12 protein-coding genes are annotated in these 16,220 nt (G+C 59.3%); 4 read left to right on the forward strand and 8 right to left on the reverse strand.

What is annotated here, in order from left to right; translation table 11 throughout:
• Nucleotides 1–30 precede the first annotated feature (30 nt).
• Together AC1Q8Q_RS22450 and AC1Q8Q_RS22455 are read right to left on the reverse strand one after the other, a co-directional pair.
• The gene (locus AC1Q8Q_RS22450) at nucleotides 31–1,212 is read right to left on the reverse strand and encodes a CaiB/BaiF CoA transferase family protein (RefSeq protein ID WP_492615510.1); all 1,182 of its coding nucleotides are present in this window, start codon (nucleotides 1,210–1,212) and stop codon (nucleotides 31–33) included.
• A 143-nt stretch (nucleotides 1,213–1,355) separates the two neighbouring features.
• The gene (locus tag AC1Q8Q_RS22455; RefSeq protein ID WP_020800617.1) at nucleotides 1,356–2,690 is read right to left on the reverse strand and encodes a dicarboxylate/amino acid:cation symporter; all 1,335 of its coding nucleotides are present in this window, start codon (nucleotides 2,688–2,690) and stop codon (nucleotides 1,356–1,358) included.
• Between the two features lie 340 nt (nucleotides 2,691–3,030).
• On the opposite strand from AC1Q8Q_RS22455, the gene AC1Q8Q_RS22460 reads away from it, so the two are divergent.
• The gene (locus AC1Q8Q_RS22460; protein ID WP_492615511.1) at nucleotides 3,031–4,029 is read left to right on the forward strand and encodes an AraC family transcriptional regulator; all 999 of its coding nucleotides are present in this window, start codon (nucleotides 3,031–3,033) and stop codon (nucleotides 4,027–4,029) included.
• Between the two features lie 64 nt (nucleotides 4,030–4,093).
• Here AC1Q8Q_RS22460 and AC1Q8Q_RS22465 read toward each other — a convergent pair whose 3' ends face one another.
• From AC1Q8Q_RS22465 to AC1Q8Q_RS22475, 3 genes are all read right to left on the reverse strand, one after another.
• Entirely contained in the window at nucleotides 4,094–5,437 is a 1,344-nt protein-coding gene (locus AC1Q8Q_RS22465; RefSeq protein ID WP_020800615.1) for an ATP-binding protein, read from the reverse strand.
• Nucleotides 5,434–6,111 carry a response regulator transcription factor gene (locus tag AC1Q8Q_RS22470; protein WP_020800614.1) on the reverse strand — a complete coding sequence of 226 codons (678 nt, stop codon included), beginning with the start codon at nucleotides 6,109–6,111 and terminating at the stop codon, nucleotides 5,434–5,436. Before AC1Q8Q_RS22470 ends, AC1Q8Q_RS22465 begins: the two co-directional genes overlap by 4 nt.
• Before the next feature lie 117 nt (nucleotides 6,112–6,228).
• Nucleotides 6,229–6,831 (reverse strand): hypothetical protein, encoded by a 603-nt coding sequence (locus tag AC1Q8Q_RS22475; RefSeq protein ID WP_020800613.1) that lies wholly within the window; start codon nucleotides 6,829–6,831, stop codon nucleotides 6,229–6,231.
• A gap of 146 nt (nucleotides 6,832–6,977) precedes the next feature.
• Here AC1Q8Q_RS22475 and AC1Q8Q_RS22480 point away from each other — a divergent pair, with 146 nt between their 5' ends.
• The gene (locus AC1Q8Q_RS22480) at nucleotides 6,978–7,772 is read left to right on the forward strand and encodes a dienelactone hydrolase family protein (protein ID WP_492615512.1); all 795 of its coding nucleotides are present in this window, start codon (nucleotides 6,978–6,980) and stop codon (nucleotides 7,770–7,772) included.
• 68 nt (nucleotides 7,773–7,840) lie between these two features.
• On the forward strand, nucleotides 7,841–8,566 hold the full coding sequence (locus AC1Q8Q_RS22485; protein WP_202807815.1) for a 4'-phosphopantetheinyl transferase family protein: 726 nt from the start codon (nucleotides 7,841–7,843) through the stop codon (nucleotides 8,564–8,566).
• A gap of 92 nt (nucleotides 8,567–8,658) precedes the next feature.
• On the opposite strand, the gene AC1Q8Q_RS22490 is transcribed toward AC1Q8Q_RS22485, so the two are convergent.
• Both AC1Q8Q_RS22490 and AC1Q8Q_RS22495 read right to left on the reverse strand, forming a co-directional pair.
• Entirely contained in the window at nucleotides 8,659–10,269 is a 1,611-nt protein-coding gene (locus AC1Q8Q_RS22490) for an ATP-binding protein (RefSeq protein ID WP_033039071.1), read from the reverse strand.
• Nucleotides 10,266–10,988 carry a response regulator gene (locus tag AC1Q8Q_RS22495; RefSeq protein WP_151143168.1) on the reverse strand — a complete coding sequence of 241 codons (723 nt, stop codon included), beginning with the start codon at nucleotides 10,986–10,988 and terminating at the stop codon, nucleotides 10,266–10,268. Before AC1Q8Q_RS22495 ends, AC1Q8Q_RS22490 begins: the two co-directional genes overlap by 4 nt.
• 748 nt (nucleotides 10,989–11,736) lie before the next feature.
• On the opposite strand from AC1Q8Q_RS22495, the gene AC1Q8Q_RS22500 reads away from it, so the two are divergent.
• The gene (locus AC1Q8Q_RS22500) at nucleotides 11,737–14,631 is read left to right on the forward strand and encodes a ribonucleoside-diphosphate reductase subunit alpha (protein ID WP_033045505.1); all 2,895 of its coding nucleotides are present in this window, start codon (nucleotides 11,737–11,739) and stop codon (nucleotides 14,629–14,631) included.
• Nucleotides 14,632–14,850: 219 nt separating this feature from the next.
• Here AC1Q8Q_RS22500 and flgE read toward each other — a convergent pair whose 3' ends face one another.
• Complete coding sequence (gene flgE, locus AC1Q8Q_RS22505; RefSeq protein ID WP_168758842.1) at nucleotides 14,851–16,200, reverse strand: flagellar hook protein FlgE; 1,350 nt, start codon at nucleotides 16,198–16,200, stop codon at nucleotides 14,851–14,853.
• Between the last annotated feature and the right edge of the window lie 20 nt (nucleotides 16,201–16,220).

Raw genomic sequence — 16,220 nt, forward strand, 5'->3', positions numbered from 1 at the left:
GGCTTGCTCGCGAAGGCGGACTGGCAGGCGCTAAAGAATTACCTTGGCACGTCGCAACTCGGCAATCCGTTCAGCAGTGAACCCCAACTCTCCCAACACCTGATCCGTATGCTGCCCCAGCGCCGCGCCAATATGCCTGGGCTCTGGCAACCCGCCTGAAAACTTCAACGGGCACGCCATCTGCGCCTGACTCGCCCCATCACCCCGTGGTACTTGTGTCACCAGCTCCCGCGCCTGCAACTGCGGATGCCGCACCGCCTCACCCAGGCTCAGTACCGGCTCGACACAAGCGTCCAGTTCGGCGAACAGCGCACACAGCTCGGCAAAATCATGCTTTTCAAATTCAGTCTTCAGCGCATCCTTGAGCTTGCGTTGCTGCGCAGGTTGCGCAGATAGCCCCAGGCTGGCCCACTCCTCCAGCCCCAGCGCCGCACACAACTGTTTCATGAACCCCGGTTCCAGGCTGCCTACAGACAGCCAACGCCCATCCCGGGAACGATAATAGTCATAGAAGCTGCCGCCATTGAGCATCTGGTCTTCCCGATCCGGCTCGACACCACAAGCCAGGTACCCGGCGCCCGCCATGGCATTCAAGCTGAACACGCAGTCGGTCATGCTCACGTCCAGGTGCTGACCCTGTCCGGTTTGCTGTCGAGCGATCACGGTAGCCAGCAGGCCGATGACTCCGTGCAGCGAACCACCGGCAATGTCTGCCACCTGCATGCCCAACGGCAGCGGCCCACTGTCGGCGCGACCGCTGTAGCTCGAAAGCCCGGCCAGCGCCAGGTAATTGATGTCATGGCCGGCACGGTCTTTATAGGGGCCGGTTTGGCCGTAACCAGTGATCGATACATAGATCAGTCCTGGTTTGATCGCCTTCAGAGCCTCATAACCCAGACCCAAGCGTTCCATGACGCCGGGGCGGAACTGCTCAAGCACGATGTCGTAGTCCTGCAACAATTGCCTGATCACTTCCATCGCTTCGGGCTGCTTGAGATCCAGAGCCAGGCTGCGTTTGTTGCGATTGAGGTAGGCATGGCTGGCCGATACACCTTGATCGTGCGGCGGCAGCTCGCGCAGCAGGTCCATGCGGGCCGGCGATTCGATGCGCAGCACCTCGGCGCCCATGTCCGCCAGCAATAGCGAAGCGAACGGCCCCGGCAGCAGTGTCGAGAAATCCAGAACCTTGAGTGATGCCAGTGGACCGAGCATGAGCGTTCTCCCTGGATGATTCCCCAGCCTAGGCAGCCAAGCGCTTTGCAGCAATCACCTTATGCGCCAAACGCAATGACCGTTGTGCTCAAATCCCGGGCAAGAAAAAACCCGCCGAAGCGGGTTTTTCATGACAACAAGGCTTACCGGGCGTTAGTCGGGGTAGCCCCTTCGACGTGGCCCAGAACATCGTCTTTAGGCTCGTCGGCAATCCCGCGGCCGCCCGAGGCCAGCTCTGCTTGCAGCACGTCGGTGTCCAGTTCCTTGACCCATTTGGCCACAACGATGGTGGCAACGGCGTTACCGACCAGGTTGGTCAATGCACGGGCTTCGGACATGAAACGGTCGATACCCAGGATCAGCGCCAGACCGGCAACCGGCAGGTGGCCTACGGCGGACAGGGTGGCCGCCAGTACGATGAAGCCCGAACCGGTCACGCCTGCAGCGCCTTTGGAAGACAGCAGCAACACCACCAGCAAGGTGATCTGGTGCGTGATGTCCATGTGGGTGTCGGTGGCCTGGGCAATGAACACGGCTGCCATGGTCAGGTAGATCGCAGTACCGTCGAGGTTGAACGAGTAGCCGGTCGGGATTACCAGGCCAACCACGGACTTCTGCGCCCCCAGACGCTCCATCTTGATCAGCATGCGCGGCAGCACCGACTCCGAAGAGGACGTACCCAGCACGATCAGCAGCTCTTCACGGATGTAGCGGATCAGCTTCAACACGCTGAAGCCATGAGCGCGGGCGATACCGCCCAGCACGATCAGGATGAACAGCAGGCAGGTGATGTAGAAGCAGGCCATCAACTGACCCAGTTGCACCAGCGAGCCGACACCGTAGGCACCGATGGTGAAAGCCATGGCACCGAAGGCACCGATTGGCGCGAGCTTCATGATCATGTTGATGATGTTGAACATCACGTGGGCGAAGCGATCGATGAAGTCCAGCAGCGGCTTGCCGTAGGCACCCAGGCGATGCAGGGCGAAACCGAAGATCACCGAGAACATCAGCACTTGCAGAATGTCACCGGTGGCGAACGCACCGACGATGGTGGATGGGATCACGTTGAGCAGGAAGCCGACGACGCTTTGATCCGCACCGGCCGAGACATAGGCAGCCACTTTGGAGGCATCCAGCGTGGACACGTCGATGTGCATGCCGGCGCCCGGCTGGACTATGTTGACCACTACCAGTCCGACCAGCAAGGCGATGGTCGAAACGATTTCGAAGTACAGCAGTGCGTAACCGCCGGTCTTGCCGACCGACTTCATGTCCTGCATGCCAGCGATACCGCTGACCACGGTGCAGAAAATGATCGGCGCGATGATCATCTTGATCAGCTTGATGAACCCGTCACCCAGCGGTTTTACGGCCACACCGAGCTGTGGATAGTAGTGACCGAGCAAAATACCGATGACAATTGCAACGATCACCTGGAAATACAGGGATTTGTACAGTGGCTGACGAGTCGTCATTGCAAAGTTCCTCAAGAGTGCGCGGCGTCAACATCCATCTGTTGCCCACCCCACCTCAATGGCGAACCCTCCTGCACTGGAGGGATTTGTTTTTTCGAGCTGCGCGACGGCAGGCATCTGCTGGTTCCATCGCAAGGCCCGTGCCACCTTGTACGAAAAGTCTGTAAGCCTTGTGACAACAAGGGCTGCAGGTTTTTCCAGGGCCGCGCACGACGTTTGAGCCATGGCGGATTTCCGCCCACTCGTCGAATCACACCCCGGTAATCTGGCGGATATCCGCCTTGTTCATGGGTATGAAGCGCGGCTACCATCCGTCGTTCAATGGACGGACTTGCCTGCTATGCGCGAACGCACCATCGCCAGTCATTTCGCCCGCGCCGTTCTCGGTGGGGCGCAACGGCGTGGCTACGATTATTCAGGACTGCTGCAGCAATTGGGGATCAGCCCCGAATTGCTCGACGAGCCTCGAGCGCGCATTCCTCCGGAACAATTCACCCGCCTGATCCAGGGACTTTGGCTGGCATTGGACGATGAGTACCTGGGTTTCGGGCAAGGTGTCAGCAAGCCAGGCAGCTTCGCGATGATGTGTCATGCCGTTATCCATTGCCGCAATCTGGATAAGGCACTGCATCGCGGATTAATGTTTTACAGCCTATTCCCGGACGCCCCGCGCCTGACGCTGGCGCGCGAAGACGAAATGATTCGACTGAGCCTGGATGATTCACACCTCTGGGACCCGGAACATTTCCTCACCGAGAGTCTATTGGTGATCTGGCATCGCTTCGCCAGCTGGTTGATCGGCCAGCTTATTCGGCTGGAGCACGCCACGTTCAGCTATCCGCGACCGGAACATGGTGCCGAATACGAGTTGTTGTTCTCGTGCCCACTCGAGTTTTCGGCACAACAGAGCAGCCTGCTGTTTCACAGCCGCTACTTGGACATGCCACTGCTGCAAGACGAACGCACGCTCAAGCAGTTCCTTGAACGCTCGCCTGCCGATCTGTTATCACGCCCCGATGACGGCCACAGCCTGAGTAGCCAGTTGCGACGCTTGCTCAGTCGCGACCGGTCACCCTGGCCGGATCTGGAGGCCGTGGCTGCGCACCTGCATATCAGCCAGCAAACGCTACGCCGGCATCTGCGTGAAGAAAACACCAGTTTTCAGGAGCTGAAGGACCAACTACGCCGCGACATCGCCATTTATCACCTGGGCCGCAACGACTTGCCATTGCAACAGATCGCTGAGCAATTGGGATTTTCCGAACCGTCAGCGTTTCATAGGGCATTCAAGAAGTGGACCGGACTGACGCCAGGGGCCTATCGGGCTCGGGATTTGTAGGAGCCGGATTGCTGGCGATAGCATCTGTACGATCGCCATCGCCAGCAAGCTGTCTCCTAGAGCATCACGCCTGCGGAAACTGAATACGGAAAGCCGCACCGCCCAGGGGCGAGTCACCCAGGGTAAGTCTTGCGCTATAGCTTTCGATGATGTCCTTGACCACCGCCAAGCCAATACCCTGCCCCGGATGCTGTCGGTCCAGGCGCTCACCGCGCTGCAGGATCCGTGTGCGCTGATCGAGCGGGACGCCTGGACCATCGTCTTCTACACATATCTCGATTCCGTTAAGGGCGCGCACGCTGACGCGCACCTCGCTCAGGCACAGTCGATAAGCGTTCTCCAGCAGATTGCCCAACATTTCCAGCAAGGCGCCCTGCTCGATAGGGACCAGACACGGCTCCGGCAAATCGAAGGTTACTTGTACCTGTTTGTCGCGATAGACCTTGTCCAGTGTGTCGCAAAGGCTCTGCAACACCGGTTGCAGGCGCACCTGATGACGCACCAGACCGCTTTTGCGCAGGCTGGCTCGTTGCAGTTGGTAACTGATCTGCTGGCTCATGCGCTCAATCTGGGTCTGCAGCACCCAGGCCTGTTCCCGGTCCTCAGGGCGTTGCGCCATGCCTTCGCTGACACCCTGCAATACCGCCAGTGGGGTTTTCAAGCTATGAGCCAAGTCGTCGAGTGAATCGCGATAACGGCTACGCTGTTCGCGCTCGCTGAACAGCAGACGGTTGAGAGAGCCAGTCAGGCGCAGCAGTTCACGCGGGTGCTGTTCACTCAGGCTTTCGCGGGTTCCGCTTTCGATCTCATCCAGTTCCTGGCTCAGCCGGCGCAATGCCTGCAACCCCCAGGTCAAGCCGACCCAAAGCAACGCCAGAAGCACCAGTAACGCCGCGCCGAAACCCAAGTACAGGTTGTCTCGCAGGCCGCCGAGCGTGGCGTCGTATTCACGCGCCGGTTGCAACGCGACAAAGCTGAACGCCGCACTTTTGCCACCGAGGAGTTTGACCTCGACGTCATAGACGAAAAATTCCTGGCCATTGTCCTGGCGAATCCTGGCAAATTCATTACCGCGCCCGTCGTAACGCGGCTTGTAATTGATATTCGCGTCAAGGGTGTCCTTCGAACGCCACACCAATTGGCCCTCGCGGCTGTAGATGTAACCGAGCAAATTGCCATCAGCCAGGTTGAAGCGCTCATCGGGCAACTGTTCCGGCATCAGCAAGCGGTTGTTCTCAACCCGTGCGGCGGAGATCAACGTGGTGACGTCCGACGCCAATCGCTGCTCGATGGCATCCTGCAGTGCCAGGCTGAATGCTCCCTGCATCGCCGGCAACAATGCCAGCATGAACAATACCGCCAGGATCGTGGCGGCGAGCATCAGGCGAACGCGAAGAGAACCGATCAAGTGCAACGCTCGGTGAACAGATAGCCCAGCCCACGCACCGTATCAATTGGCTTGAAACCGGAGGTACCTTCGAGTTTGCGACGCAGCCGGCCAACCAGCACTTCAATCACGTTCGGATCGCGGTCGTCATCATCGGGATAAAGCTGCTCCATCAAACGATCCTTGGGCACCACCTGCTGGTGGTGGCGCATCAAGTACTCGAGTATCCGGTATTCATACGCGGTCAACGCCAGGGGTTGCTCATCAAGGGTCGCCTGCTTGCGATTGAGGTCCAGCAGTAGCGGCCCGGCAACGATCGTTGACTGGGTAAACCCGCTGGAGCGACGCAACAATGCATTTAGCCGAGCTTCCAGTTCTTCAAACTGGAAGGGCTTGACCACATAGTCGTCGGCACCGGCAGCAAGACCTTCCACCTTGTCCTCCCAGTTACCACGTGCTGTGAGGATCAGGATCGGAAAGGTCTTGCCCTGCGAGCGCAACTGACGGATCAGATCCAGCCCGCCCATGCCCGGCAACCCGAGATCAATCACCGCCAGGTCATGATTGAACTGCCCTGTCTGGTACAGCGCATCAACGGCGTTGGCCACGGACTCGACCACATGGCCGCTATCCGTCAGGCGGGTTTGCAGGTGATGACGCAACAGCGCTTCATCCTCGACGACCAGCAGTTTCATCTCGCTCTCCCAGGCAAATCAAATACTCCAGAGGCACGATTGACGGACCTCCATGGTTGACGGGCCGCGCCGGATCAATCTCCTGGATTGACCCGGCGCGGCGGTCACACTCGCTTTTCAGAAAGCGTAGTTGGCTGAAAGGTAGGTCTGTGCGCTGCTGGTCAAGCTCAGCGAACCTTGTTTGCTACCACCTCGCTCACTCATTTCGGTGCTGGCGTTACTGCGCAGGTAACGGTACCCCAGTTCAACAGAAGTGTTTTGCGAAACCTGTTGCAGAATGCCTGCCTGTGCACCGATGGCGTAACCGATGTTGCTGTCGCGACTGAAGCCTGGTGATTCCTGGGTCATTTTGGTCAATCCGGCCGAGGCTCCGCCGAACAGCCTGGTATCAGTACCCAGCGGATGGAACAGGTCGAAGCTGCCCAGCAGGTTTTCCTGACGCAGTTTAATGCCATTGTGCGAGCCCGACACGTTATCGTAAGTGGCGTAGTAGCGGCCTTGGCTGTTTTGCTGGCCTACACGCAAGCCCCAAGTGTTGTCCTTGCCAATCACGCCGTCGGCGTTCGGCCTATTCAGGTTATCGTTCAAGGCGTGGGATTTTTTGATCTTGTCGCTGGTCTGCCCATAAGTGAGGCTGGCGAAACTGTCGTTGGAAGCGATCGCTGCGGTGCTAGCGCCGAAGACGGTGAATGCCAGCAGCAGTTTTTTGAATCCAGTCATGGGTGAAGCTCCTCAAGAGTTAGCGTTGTTTTGGCTACGAGGCAAGATTAACCACGCGGCCCTGAACCCACCCTGAACACCCGCTTAACCTGAGCTGAACCATATCCACCCAGATGTTTCGAGGTTTTTCTTGCAGGAGACCGACCATGCGCATGCTCTTCGCCCTCTTCTTACTCGCCGCCAGCGGGCTGGCCCAGGCCGCCATCAAGACTCAGGAAATCCCGTACCAAAGTCCCGACGGCACACGGATGTTTGGCTACTACGCCTTTGATGACGCAATAAAAGGTCCGCGTCCCGGTGTCGTGGTGGTACATGAATTCTGGGGGTTGAACGACTACGCCAAGCGTCGCGCCCGCGACCTCGCCGGTCTGGGCTACAGCGCCCTGGCCATCGATATGTATGGCGACGGCAAGAATACCGAGCATCCCAAGGACGCAATGGCCTTCATGCAGGCCGTGCAAAGGGACAACGCAATTGCCAGTGCGCGGTTTCAGGCGGGACTCGAATTGCTCAAGCGACAGGCGCAAACCGATCCGAAAAAGCTTGCCGCCATTGGCTACTGCTTCGGTGGCGGCGTGGTGCTCAATGCCGCTCGCCAGGGTGTTCCTCTGGCGGGTGTCGTGAGTTTCCATGGCGCGCTGGCGACCAATACCCCTGCGACACCAGGCAGCGTCAAGGCGAAAGTCCTCGTCGAACACGGCGCCCAGGACAGCCTGGTCACACCGCAAAACGTCGCGGCCTTCAAGGCCGAGATGGACCAGGCCGGCGCTGACTACCAGTTTGTCAGCCTCGACGGCGCCAAGCACGGTTTCAGCAACCCCGATGCTGATCGCTTGAGCCATGGCGATCATGGCGGGCCGGATATTGGCTACAACAAAGTGGCGGATGAAAAATCGTGGGCGGATATGCAGGCATTTTTCAAGAAGATCTTTAGCAAGTAGATCCCGTATTGAGGGGCTTTTGTGGCAAGCACTACCCAGCATCAAGGCAACCCGGCAAAATGCCCGACATGAATTCCGTCCCTGCCCTGCCCGTTTGCTGCACGCCCCTCGATGCCCATTGGCCGCTGCCGTTGGTGCTGCCCGACGTAGTGCTGCTGAGTACCCACTTCGATACTTCGCAACTGCACAGCGATGACTTCCAGCTCAGCGCTATCGAGGCGCCCGCGAGCATTCAGCGCTCGGTCGCCAAACGCCAGGCAGAATTTCTCGCCGGGCGAATCTGCGCCCGCGCAGCCCTGCATCAATTGGAAGGCCTGAACTTCAGCCCGGCCATCGGTGATGACCGGGCACCTGTGTGGCCTGCGCACATCACCGGTTCGATCACCCACAGCACCGGTCGGGCCGCGGCGATTGTCGCCAGGAAAACCCATTGGCGAGGGTTGGGGATGGACCTGGAAAACTTGCTCAATGCCGAACGTGCCGAACGCCTGGCCGGGGAAATCCTCACTCCGCCGGAAATGCAGCGCATGGCCGCTGGGCGTCGTGATCAACTGGCGTTGCTGGTCACCCTGACTTTTTCAGTGAAAGAGAGCCTGTTCAAGGCGCTTTACCCGATCGTCCAACAACGCTTCTACTTCGAACACGCCGAGGTGCTGGAGTGGAGCGAATCAGGTGAAGTGCGGTTGCGGTTGTTGACCGACCTGTCCGGCGAGTGGCGCAACGGTACCGAGCTCGAGGCACAGTTCGGGGTCAAGGATGGGCAGTTGTTGAGTCTGGTCAGCATCAAGGCCTGAAGACTTCTGCAGCTTGTAAGGGGCTCTTCGCGGGCAAGCCTCGCGCCTACGGCTCTACGTCGATCACAACATGAGGTTCGACAAAAAACCGCTCACCGCCTCTCCTGATTCCTCGGCCAGCTCAAGCTGAAACACGCGCCGCCCAGGCTTTTGCTCTTGCCAATCAACGCCCGGCCGTCGTGCCAATGGATGATCCGCCGCACGATCGACAATCCCAATCCATGGCCGCCCGAGGCCCGGGTCCGGCTGTCGTCGAGTCGCAGGAATGGTGTGAAAATTTTCTCCCAGGCCATTTCCGGAACTCCCGGCCCGTCATCTTCGACATCCACCCGGCAGCGCTGTTGCCCCACCTGATAACTGACGGTGACCCGCGAATGAGCATGGCGCATGGCATTGCTCACCAGATTCTGCAGCGCCCGGTGCAGGTAGCGCGGCTCCGCCTCGACCCACGCGTCGTCACAGTCGGCGGCCGACAGGCACAATCCTCGTTGCACCGTGACGTCGGCGCGCAAGGGCGCCAGCTCCTCGATCACCTGATTGACCAAGGCGTCCAGGTCGATACGCTGGAAATTCAGTGCCGGCGAGCCCTGCTCCAACCGCGCGTAAGTCAGCATCTCGTCGACCAGGCGGTCGAGGTCCTCGATATCGTGATCCATGCCTTCGCAGTATTTTTCCAGGGCTTGCGGTGTCTTGGCCGAGCCGATCATTTCCAGGCCAAAGCGCAGGCGCGCCACCGGCGTGCGCAACTCGTGGGACACGGCACGTACCAGCTCGCGCTGTATGGCCAGCAGTTGTTGCAGGTGCTCGGCCATGCCGTTGAACGCCGACGCCAGTCGCCCCACCGAGTCCGCGCCCCGCGTCGGCACACGGGTTTCCAGACTGCCCTTGGCGATCCGCGTGGCCGCCGCTTCCAGCCCGCGCAGACGGCGCTCCAGTTGCCGCACCAGCAGGTAGACGATCAGGCCGATCAGGCTCAGCCCCAGTGCGGCAATCAGCACCAGCCACTCGGGTGGATACGGATTCATCTGGTATAACGGGCCGATTTCCAGCACCCACGGCGTGCCAACCATACCGGCGAACACCCGGATCGAATCGCCCTCCTTGCCCAGCGCCATCACAGTGTCACCCTCGGACACCCGACGGCTCTGGTCTTCGTCCATGTCGGCTTCCTGGACCGTGACCAGACGTAAATCGAAGCCAAAACCCTTGTCCTTTTTCAATTGCGCCAGGCGCACCGGCTGCTCGCCCACGGGGTAGCGCACCAGCTCGTCCGCCAGGAGGTAAATCGTCGCTCGGGCGAGTTGTTCGCTGATCTGCTGGACATCCCCCGTAAGCACAAGCTGTTCCTGGTCACTGACCAGTCGATAGACTCGGGCCGCATGCGGGCCGGTCTTCTCCACCAGGGCCTGGCCACGCAAGACGCGGGTGCGCTGGGTGAGGTCGAGATCGGTTTGGGCAAAGGTTTTCAGCGCCAGCGGAATCCCCAGCAGCCGCTCCCACACCAGCAACGCCCGCTGGCGCTCGGTCTTGTTCATCGGCTGCAGGTTATCGGCCATCAGCGAAAAGGTGCCGTGGGCCAGTCGTTCCCGGTACTGCTCGCCGCGCACCTGGTTGAGCATGTGCAAGGCCAGCACGCCAAGTACCGCCACCAATATCAGCGCGGCACACATGCCGCCGTAGATACGCAGGAAGATCGAGTTCACGGGGTTGGGTCTACGCAGGCCTCGGGGACAAACAGATAACCTTTGCTGCGCACGGTCTTGATCAGTCGCGGATGGTCCGGGTCATCGCCGATCTTGGGGCGGATGCGCGAGATGCGCACGTCGATGGAACGGTCCTGGCCGTCATAGCCAATGCCGCGCAACGCGGTGAAGATTTCTTCCCGGGACAGGATGCGTCCGGCGTTGGCAACCAGCAGCCAGAGCAAGTCGAATTCGGCGCTGGTCAGTTCGATGCCGCTGTCGTGCAGCCAGGCTTCGCGCAATGCATTGTCCACCACCAGCGGGCCGAATTGCAGGCGTCGTTGTTTTTCCGGGGTCACCTCCGGCGCCTCGCTGCGTCGCAGCAATGCCTGGATGCGCGCCAACAGCAAGCGCGGGCGCACCGGCTTGCACACATAGTCGTCGGCGCCCAGGTCGAGGCCGAGGATCTGGTCGGTGTCGTCGGTGCGTGCGGTGAGCATCAGGATCGGACCGTCATAACGGTCACGAACCTTGCGGCAAATACTCAGGCCATCTTCGCCTGGCAGCATCAGGTCGAGAATGACCAGGTCCGGTTGTTCCTTGATGATGCGGTTCGCGGCCAGCGCACCATTGCCTTCGACCGATACACGCAGGCCATTGGCTTGCAGGTAATCGCGTGTCAGTTCGGCCAGACGTTGATCGTCCTCCACAATCAATACCTGCCAGGCTTCTTGTTCCACCGGTGACCTCTACTTGCCAGAACGCTCATAAGGAAGGATCCGCCCGTCTTTTTGTAATGATAGGGGTGGATAAATTGGGTACACGCCGACCGATTGTATAAACGTCGCCCACTCAGAACACAAGCCGGCATATACGTTCGGACAACAGAGTTTTTTGTGATAGGGTTCGCGCCCTTAAAAATCCGCTCGGGCGTTTTCGCGGCTTGAAAATCGATGAAAAAAAGCCGGGTCCAGCAGCGTCGCGGCCTGCACGCCGATTCCTTTCACAACACACAATTTACGCACAGGTTTATCCACAGGTAGTACGTTGCAATCACCCCCCAAAACGCATTATCTTGTAGCCCAGCGTAAAAAAAACCCTAGATGTAGGGTTTTTCGTGAAATACCAAACACAAACCGGATACCAAATTCAAGCGCTTTTATTGCCTCTTTCCGGTTGAACCAAACGTAATTTCCAAAGCCCAAAACCGCGCGCGCGGATGGCTACTGTATTTCGGCCCATGGGGTGAAAAACGGTACGGGTGTTGCAGTGCAACTGCCACCTCCCAACTGTCATCTCAAAGGACCAAGGTCTCAGGCCCAAGGCGTGAGACCAAAGACTTCGGCATGGAAGCGGCGCCCAATAGCCCCCTTCCTACTGTCCCGAAGTTGTTATGCCCGGCCTTGGCCGGTTGTAGTGCTTCAGGACGGAACGGTGGGCACCGAGATGGTGCCCAATCAAACATAGAGAATGTGGAGACACCCCCCGATGCAAACCGACACAACTCGCGAGAACCCGCAGGGCACCTTGCCGCAGGCCGCTGATTCGAATTCGGATCTGTCCGCCACCGCGCCGGGCCAGCTGCGTGTGATCAAGCGTAACGGCACTGTCGTTCCTTATACCGATGACAAGATCACCGTCGCCATCACCAAAGCGTTTCTCGCAGTTGAGGGTGGCACCGCTGCCGCTTCGTCGCGCATCCACGATACCGTGGCGCGCCTGACCGAACAGGTCACTGCCACCTTCAAGCGTCGCATGCCATCGGGCGGCACCATCCACATCGAAGAAATCCAGGACCAGGTCGAACTGGCCCTGATGCGTGCCGGCGAGCAAAAAGTCGCTCGCGACTACGTGATCTACCGTGACGCGCGTTCCAAGGAACGCGCCGCCCACGCTCCTGCCGAAGAAGCGGTCAACGCTCACCCGTCGATCCGCATCACCCGCGCAGACGGTAGCCTGGCGCCGCTGGACATGGGCCGCCTGAACACCATCGTTACCGAAGCGTGCGAAGGCCTGGAAGAAGTCGACGGCGACCTGATCCAGCGTGAAACCCTGAAAAACCTGTACGACGGCGTGGCCCTGACCGACGTCAACACCGCCCTGGTGATGACCGCCCGTACCCTGGTCGAGCGTGAGCCGAACTACTCGTTCGTGACCGCGCGCCTGCTGATGGACACCCTGCGTGCCGAAGGCCTGGGCTTCCTCGGTGTTGCCGAAAGCGCGACCCACCACGAGATGGTCGACCTGTATGCCAAGGCCCTGCCTGCCTACATTGCCAAAGGTATCGAATTCGAATTGCTGAACCCGGTCCTGGCCGACTTCGACCTGGAAAAACTCGGCAAGGCGATCAACCACGAACGCGACCAGCAGTTCACCTACCTGGGCCTGCAAACCCTGTACGACCGTTACTTCATCCACAAGGATGGCGTGCGTTTCGAACTGCCGCAGATCTTCTTCATGCGCGTGGCCATGGGCCTGGCGATCGAAGAGAAACAGAAAGAAGACCGTGCGATCGAGTTCTACAACCTGTTGTCGTCCTTCGACTACATGTCGTCGACTCCGACCCTGTTCAACGCCGGTACCCTGCGTCCACAGCTGTCCAGCTGCTACCTGACTACCGTGCCGGATGACCTTTCGGGCATCTACCACGCGATCCACGACAACGCCATGCTGTCGAAATTCGCTGGCGGCCTGGGCAACGACTGGACCCCGGTTCGTGCGCTGGGTTCGTACATCAAGGGCACCAACGGCAAGTCCCAGGGCGTGGTGCCGTTCTTGAAAGTAGTGAACGACACCGCCGTCGCCGTGAACCAGGGTGGCAAGCGCAAAGGCGCTGTCTGTGCCTACCTGGAAACCTGGCACATGGACATTGAAGAGTTCATCGAGCTGCGCAAGAACACCGGTGATGATCGTCGTCGTACCCACGACATGAACACCGCCAACTGGATCCCTGACCTGTTCATGAAGCGCGTCTTTGATGACGGCAAGTGGACCCTGTTCTCGCCGTCCGAAGTGCCGGACCTGCACGACCTGACCGGCAAGGCCTTCGAAGAGCGCTACGAGTACTACGAAGCCCTGACCGAGTACCCAGGCAAGGTCAAGCTGTTCAAGACCATCCAGGCCAAAGACCTGTGGCGCAAGATGCTGTCCATGCTGTTTGAAACCGGCCACCCATGGCTGACCTTCAAGGACCCGTGCAACCTGCGCAGCCCGCAGCAGCACGTCGGCGTGGTCCACAGCTCGAACCTGTGCACCGAGATCACCTTGAACACCAACAAGGACGAGATCGCCGTTTGCAACCTGGGCTCGATCAACCTGCCGAACCACATCGTGGGCGGCAAGCTGGACACCGCCAAGCTGCAACGCACCGTGAACACCGCCGTTCGCATGCTCGACAACGTGATCGACATCAACTACTACTCGGTGCCGCAAGCGAAGAACTCCAACTTCAAGCACCGTCCGGTCGGCCTGGGCATCATGGGCTTCCAGGACGCGCTGTACCTGCAGCACATCCCTTACGGTTCCGACGCTGCCGTCGAGTTCGCCGACAAGTCGATGGAAGCGGTCAGCTACTACGCGATCCAGGCTTCCTGCGACCTGGCTGACGAGCGTGGCGCCTACGAGACGTTCCAGGGTTCGCTGTGGTCCAAGGGCATCCTGCCACTGGATTCGCAACAGATTCTGATCGAGCAGCGCGGCCAGAAGTACATCGATGTCGACCTGAACGAAACCCTGGATTGGGCACCGGTTCGCGCCCGTGTTCAGAAAGGCATCCGTAACTCGAACATCATGGCCATCGCACCGACCGCGACCATCGCCAACATCACTGGCGTTTCGCAGTCGATCGAACCGACCTACCAGAACCTGTATGTGAAGTCGAACCTGTCGGGCGAGTTCACGGTGATCAACCCGTACCTGGTTCGCGACCTGAAGGCTCGCGGCTTGTGGGACTCGGTCATGATCAACGACCTGAAGTACTACGACGGTTCGGTGCAGCAGATCGAGCGCATCCCGCAAGAACTCAAGGAGCTCTATGCAACCGCGTTCGAAGTGGACACCAAGTGGATCGTCGATGCGGCCAGCCGTCGTCAGAAGTGGATCGACCAGGCTCAATCGCTGAACCTGTACATCGCTGGCGCTTCGGGCAAGAAGCTGGACGTGACCTACCGCATGGCCTGGTACCGTGGTCTGAAAACCACCTACTACCTCCGTGCCCTGGCCGCGACCAGCACCGAGAAGTCGACCATCAACACCGGCAAGCTCAACGCTGTTTCCAGCGGTGGCAACCACGGTGACGACTCGGTCCTGGCAGCACCAGCCGGCCCTGCTCCAGTGCCGAAGGCTTGCGCCATCGACGAGCCGGATTGCGAAGCTTGCCAATAAGCTGAGCCGGTAACACTAGACCCCCGACAGGCCCCCGGCTTGTCGGGGGTTTTCTTTTGCCCACGAAAAAGATCGCAGCCTCGCTTCGCTCGTCAGCTCCTACATTGAAAATGCGATCCCTGTAGGAGCTGACGAGCGAAGCGAGGCTGCGATCTTTTGATCAACAAAAAAGCCCCTCTTGCGAGGGGCTCCTTGTGCAGAGCTTTGAGCTATTCCACATCAGGCCATCTGAATGATGGTCTGCATGATGGTGCTCTGGGTAGAGATGGTCTTGGCGTTCGCCTGGTAATTGCTCTGCGCCTTGATCAAATCGACCAGCTCATTGGTCACGTTGACGTTGGACTCTTCCAGGGAGTTGGAGCGGATCGTACCCAGCGAGCCGGTTTCCGGCGCGTCGTAGCCCGGGATGCCCGAAGCGTAGGTTTCTTTCCAGCTGGTACCGCCGACTGCCTGCAGGCCTTGTTCGTTGGTGAAGCTGGCCAGCGCCAGTTGGCCAATCGGCTTGGTCTGATAGTTACTGAAGTTTGCCAACAGCACACCGCTGCCGTCGATGGTCAGGTTGGTGATCTGACCCGTGGCATAACCGTTCTGCACGGGAATAGAGCGCGCGGTATCGGCGTTGAACTGAGTCGTGTTATCCATGGCAATTGTCAGGCCTGCCGGATCGGCGGCTGCACCATTGGCCGTCCAGACACCATCCTTGACTGTGCCCGGGGTCCAGTTGGTGACTTTCAGCTCATTGCTGATCACCGGAGCAGGCGTTGGAACGGTCGGAGGCACGGTGGGTGGAACCGGCGTGCTGACCGACACCAGCTTGCCCGACGTGTCGAAGGTCATGGTCGAAGCGATTGGCGGCGTCGCAGCGTCCGTCGGGTCACTGCCGTCCGGATTACGGTTATCGATCAGGGTGTAGGTATCCCAAGTGTTCGGCCCCGTCTTGACCATGTATTGATCCATGGTGTGCTGGTTGCCCTGAGTATCAAAAACCGGCGTACTGAACTGGTTGGTAAAGGTTTCGGATTTGCTAGGGTCGAATTTGTTGGTTGCCACTGCCTGATCGATCACGGGAGACGTCGAGTTCAGGTTGATCGTCGACGACACCGTGGTGGTGGATTTTGGCGCCAGGTTGGAGGTGTCGATGCGCAGGTCGGTCAATACGCCTTTGACAATCTTGCCATTGTTATCAACACCATAGCCCTGCAGGCGCGAGGTGCCATCGCTGTTGGTGACGTAGCCTTCCTTGTCGACCTTGAACGTGCCCGCGCGGGTATAGGATAACGAGCCGCTGTTGTTCAGTACGAAGAAGCCTGAGCCGTTGATCCCCATGTCCAGCACGTTACCGGTGGCGCTGATGTCGCCCTGGGTAAATTGTTGGGAAACGTTGGCCAGGCGCACGCCGCTGCCGGTGACCTTGCTGCCGGTACCCAGCTTCGACGCCGAGTACACATCTTCGAATTCTGCGCGGGACGACTTGAAGCCGGTGGTTGCCACGTTGGCGATGTTGTTACCGGTGACGTCCAATTGCTTGTTGGCGGCATAGAGACCGCTAAGGCCGATGTTGAAAGACATATTCCACTCCTTTTGTGCCG

It is taken from the genome of Pseudomonas sp. GW823-FHT06B06 (assembly GCF_058795195.1).

What these genes read in the sequence shown, in the direction of transcription:
- AC1Q8Q_RS22455 (WP_020800617.1), bottom strand. Translation starts at nt 2,690, where the DNA reads ATGACGACTCGTCAGCCACTGTACAAATCCCTGTATTTCCAGGTGATC.
- flgE (WP_168758842.1), bottom strand. Translation starts at nt 16,200, where the DNA reads ATGTCTTTCAACATCGGCCTTAGCGGTCTCTATGCCGCCAACAAGCAA.
- AC1Q8Q_RS22480 (WP_492615512.1), top strand. Translation starts at nt 6,978, where the DNA reads ATGCGCATGCTCTTCGCCCTCTTCTTACTCGCCGCCAGCGGGCTGGCC.
- AC1Q8Q_RS22475 (WP_020800613.1), bottom strand. Translation starts at nt 6,831, where the DNA reads ATGACTGGATTCAAAAAACTGCTGCTGGCATTCACCGTCTTCGGCGCT.
- AC1Q8Q_RS22460 (WP_492615511.1), top strand. Translation starts at nt 3,031, where the DNA reads ATGCGCGAACGCACCATCGCCAGTCATTTCGCCCGCGCCGTTCTCGGT.
- AC1Q8Q_RS22500 (WP_033045505.1), top strand. Translation starts at nt 11,737, where the DNA reads ATGCAAACCGACACAACTCGCGAGAACCCGCAGGGCACCTTGCCGCAG.
- AC1Q8Q_RS22450 (WP_492615510.1), bottom strand. Translation starts at nt 1,212, where the DNA reads ATGCTCGGTCCACTGGCATCACTCAAGGTTCTGGATTTCTCGACACTG.
- AC1Q8Q_RS22470 (WP_020800614.1), bottom strand. Translation starts at nt 6,111, where the DNA reads ATGAAACTGCTGGTCGTCGAGGATGAAGCGCTGTTGCGTCATCACCTG.
- AC1Q8Q_RS22485 (WP_202807815.1), top strand. Translation starts at nt 7,841, where the DNA reads ATGAATTCCGTCCCTGCCCTGCCCGTTTGCTGCACGCCCCTCGATGCC.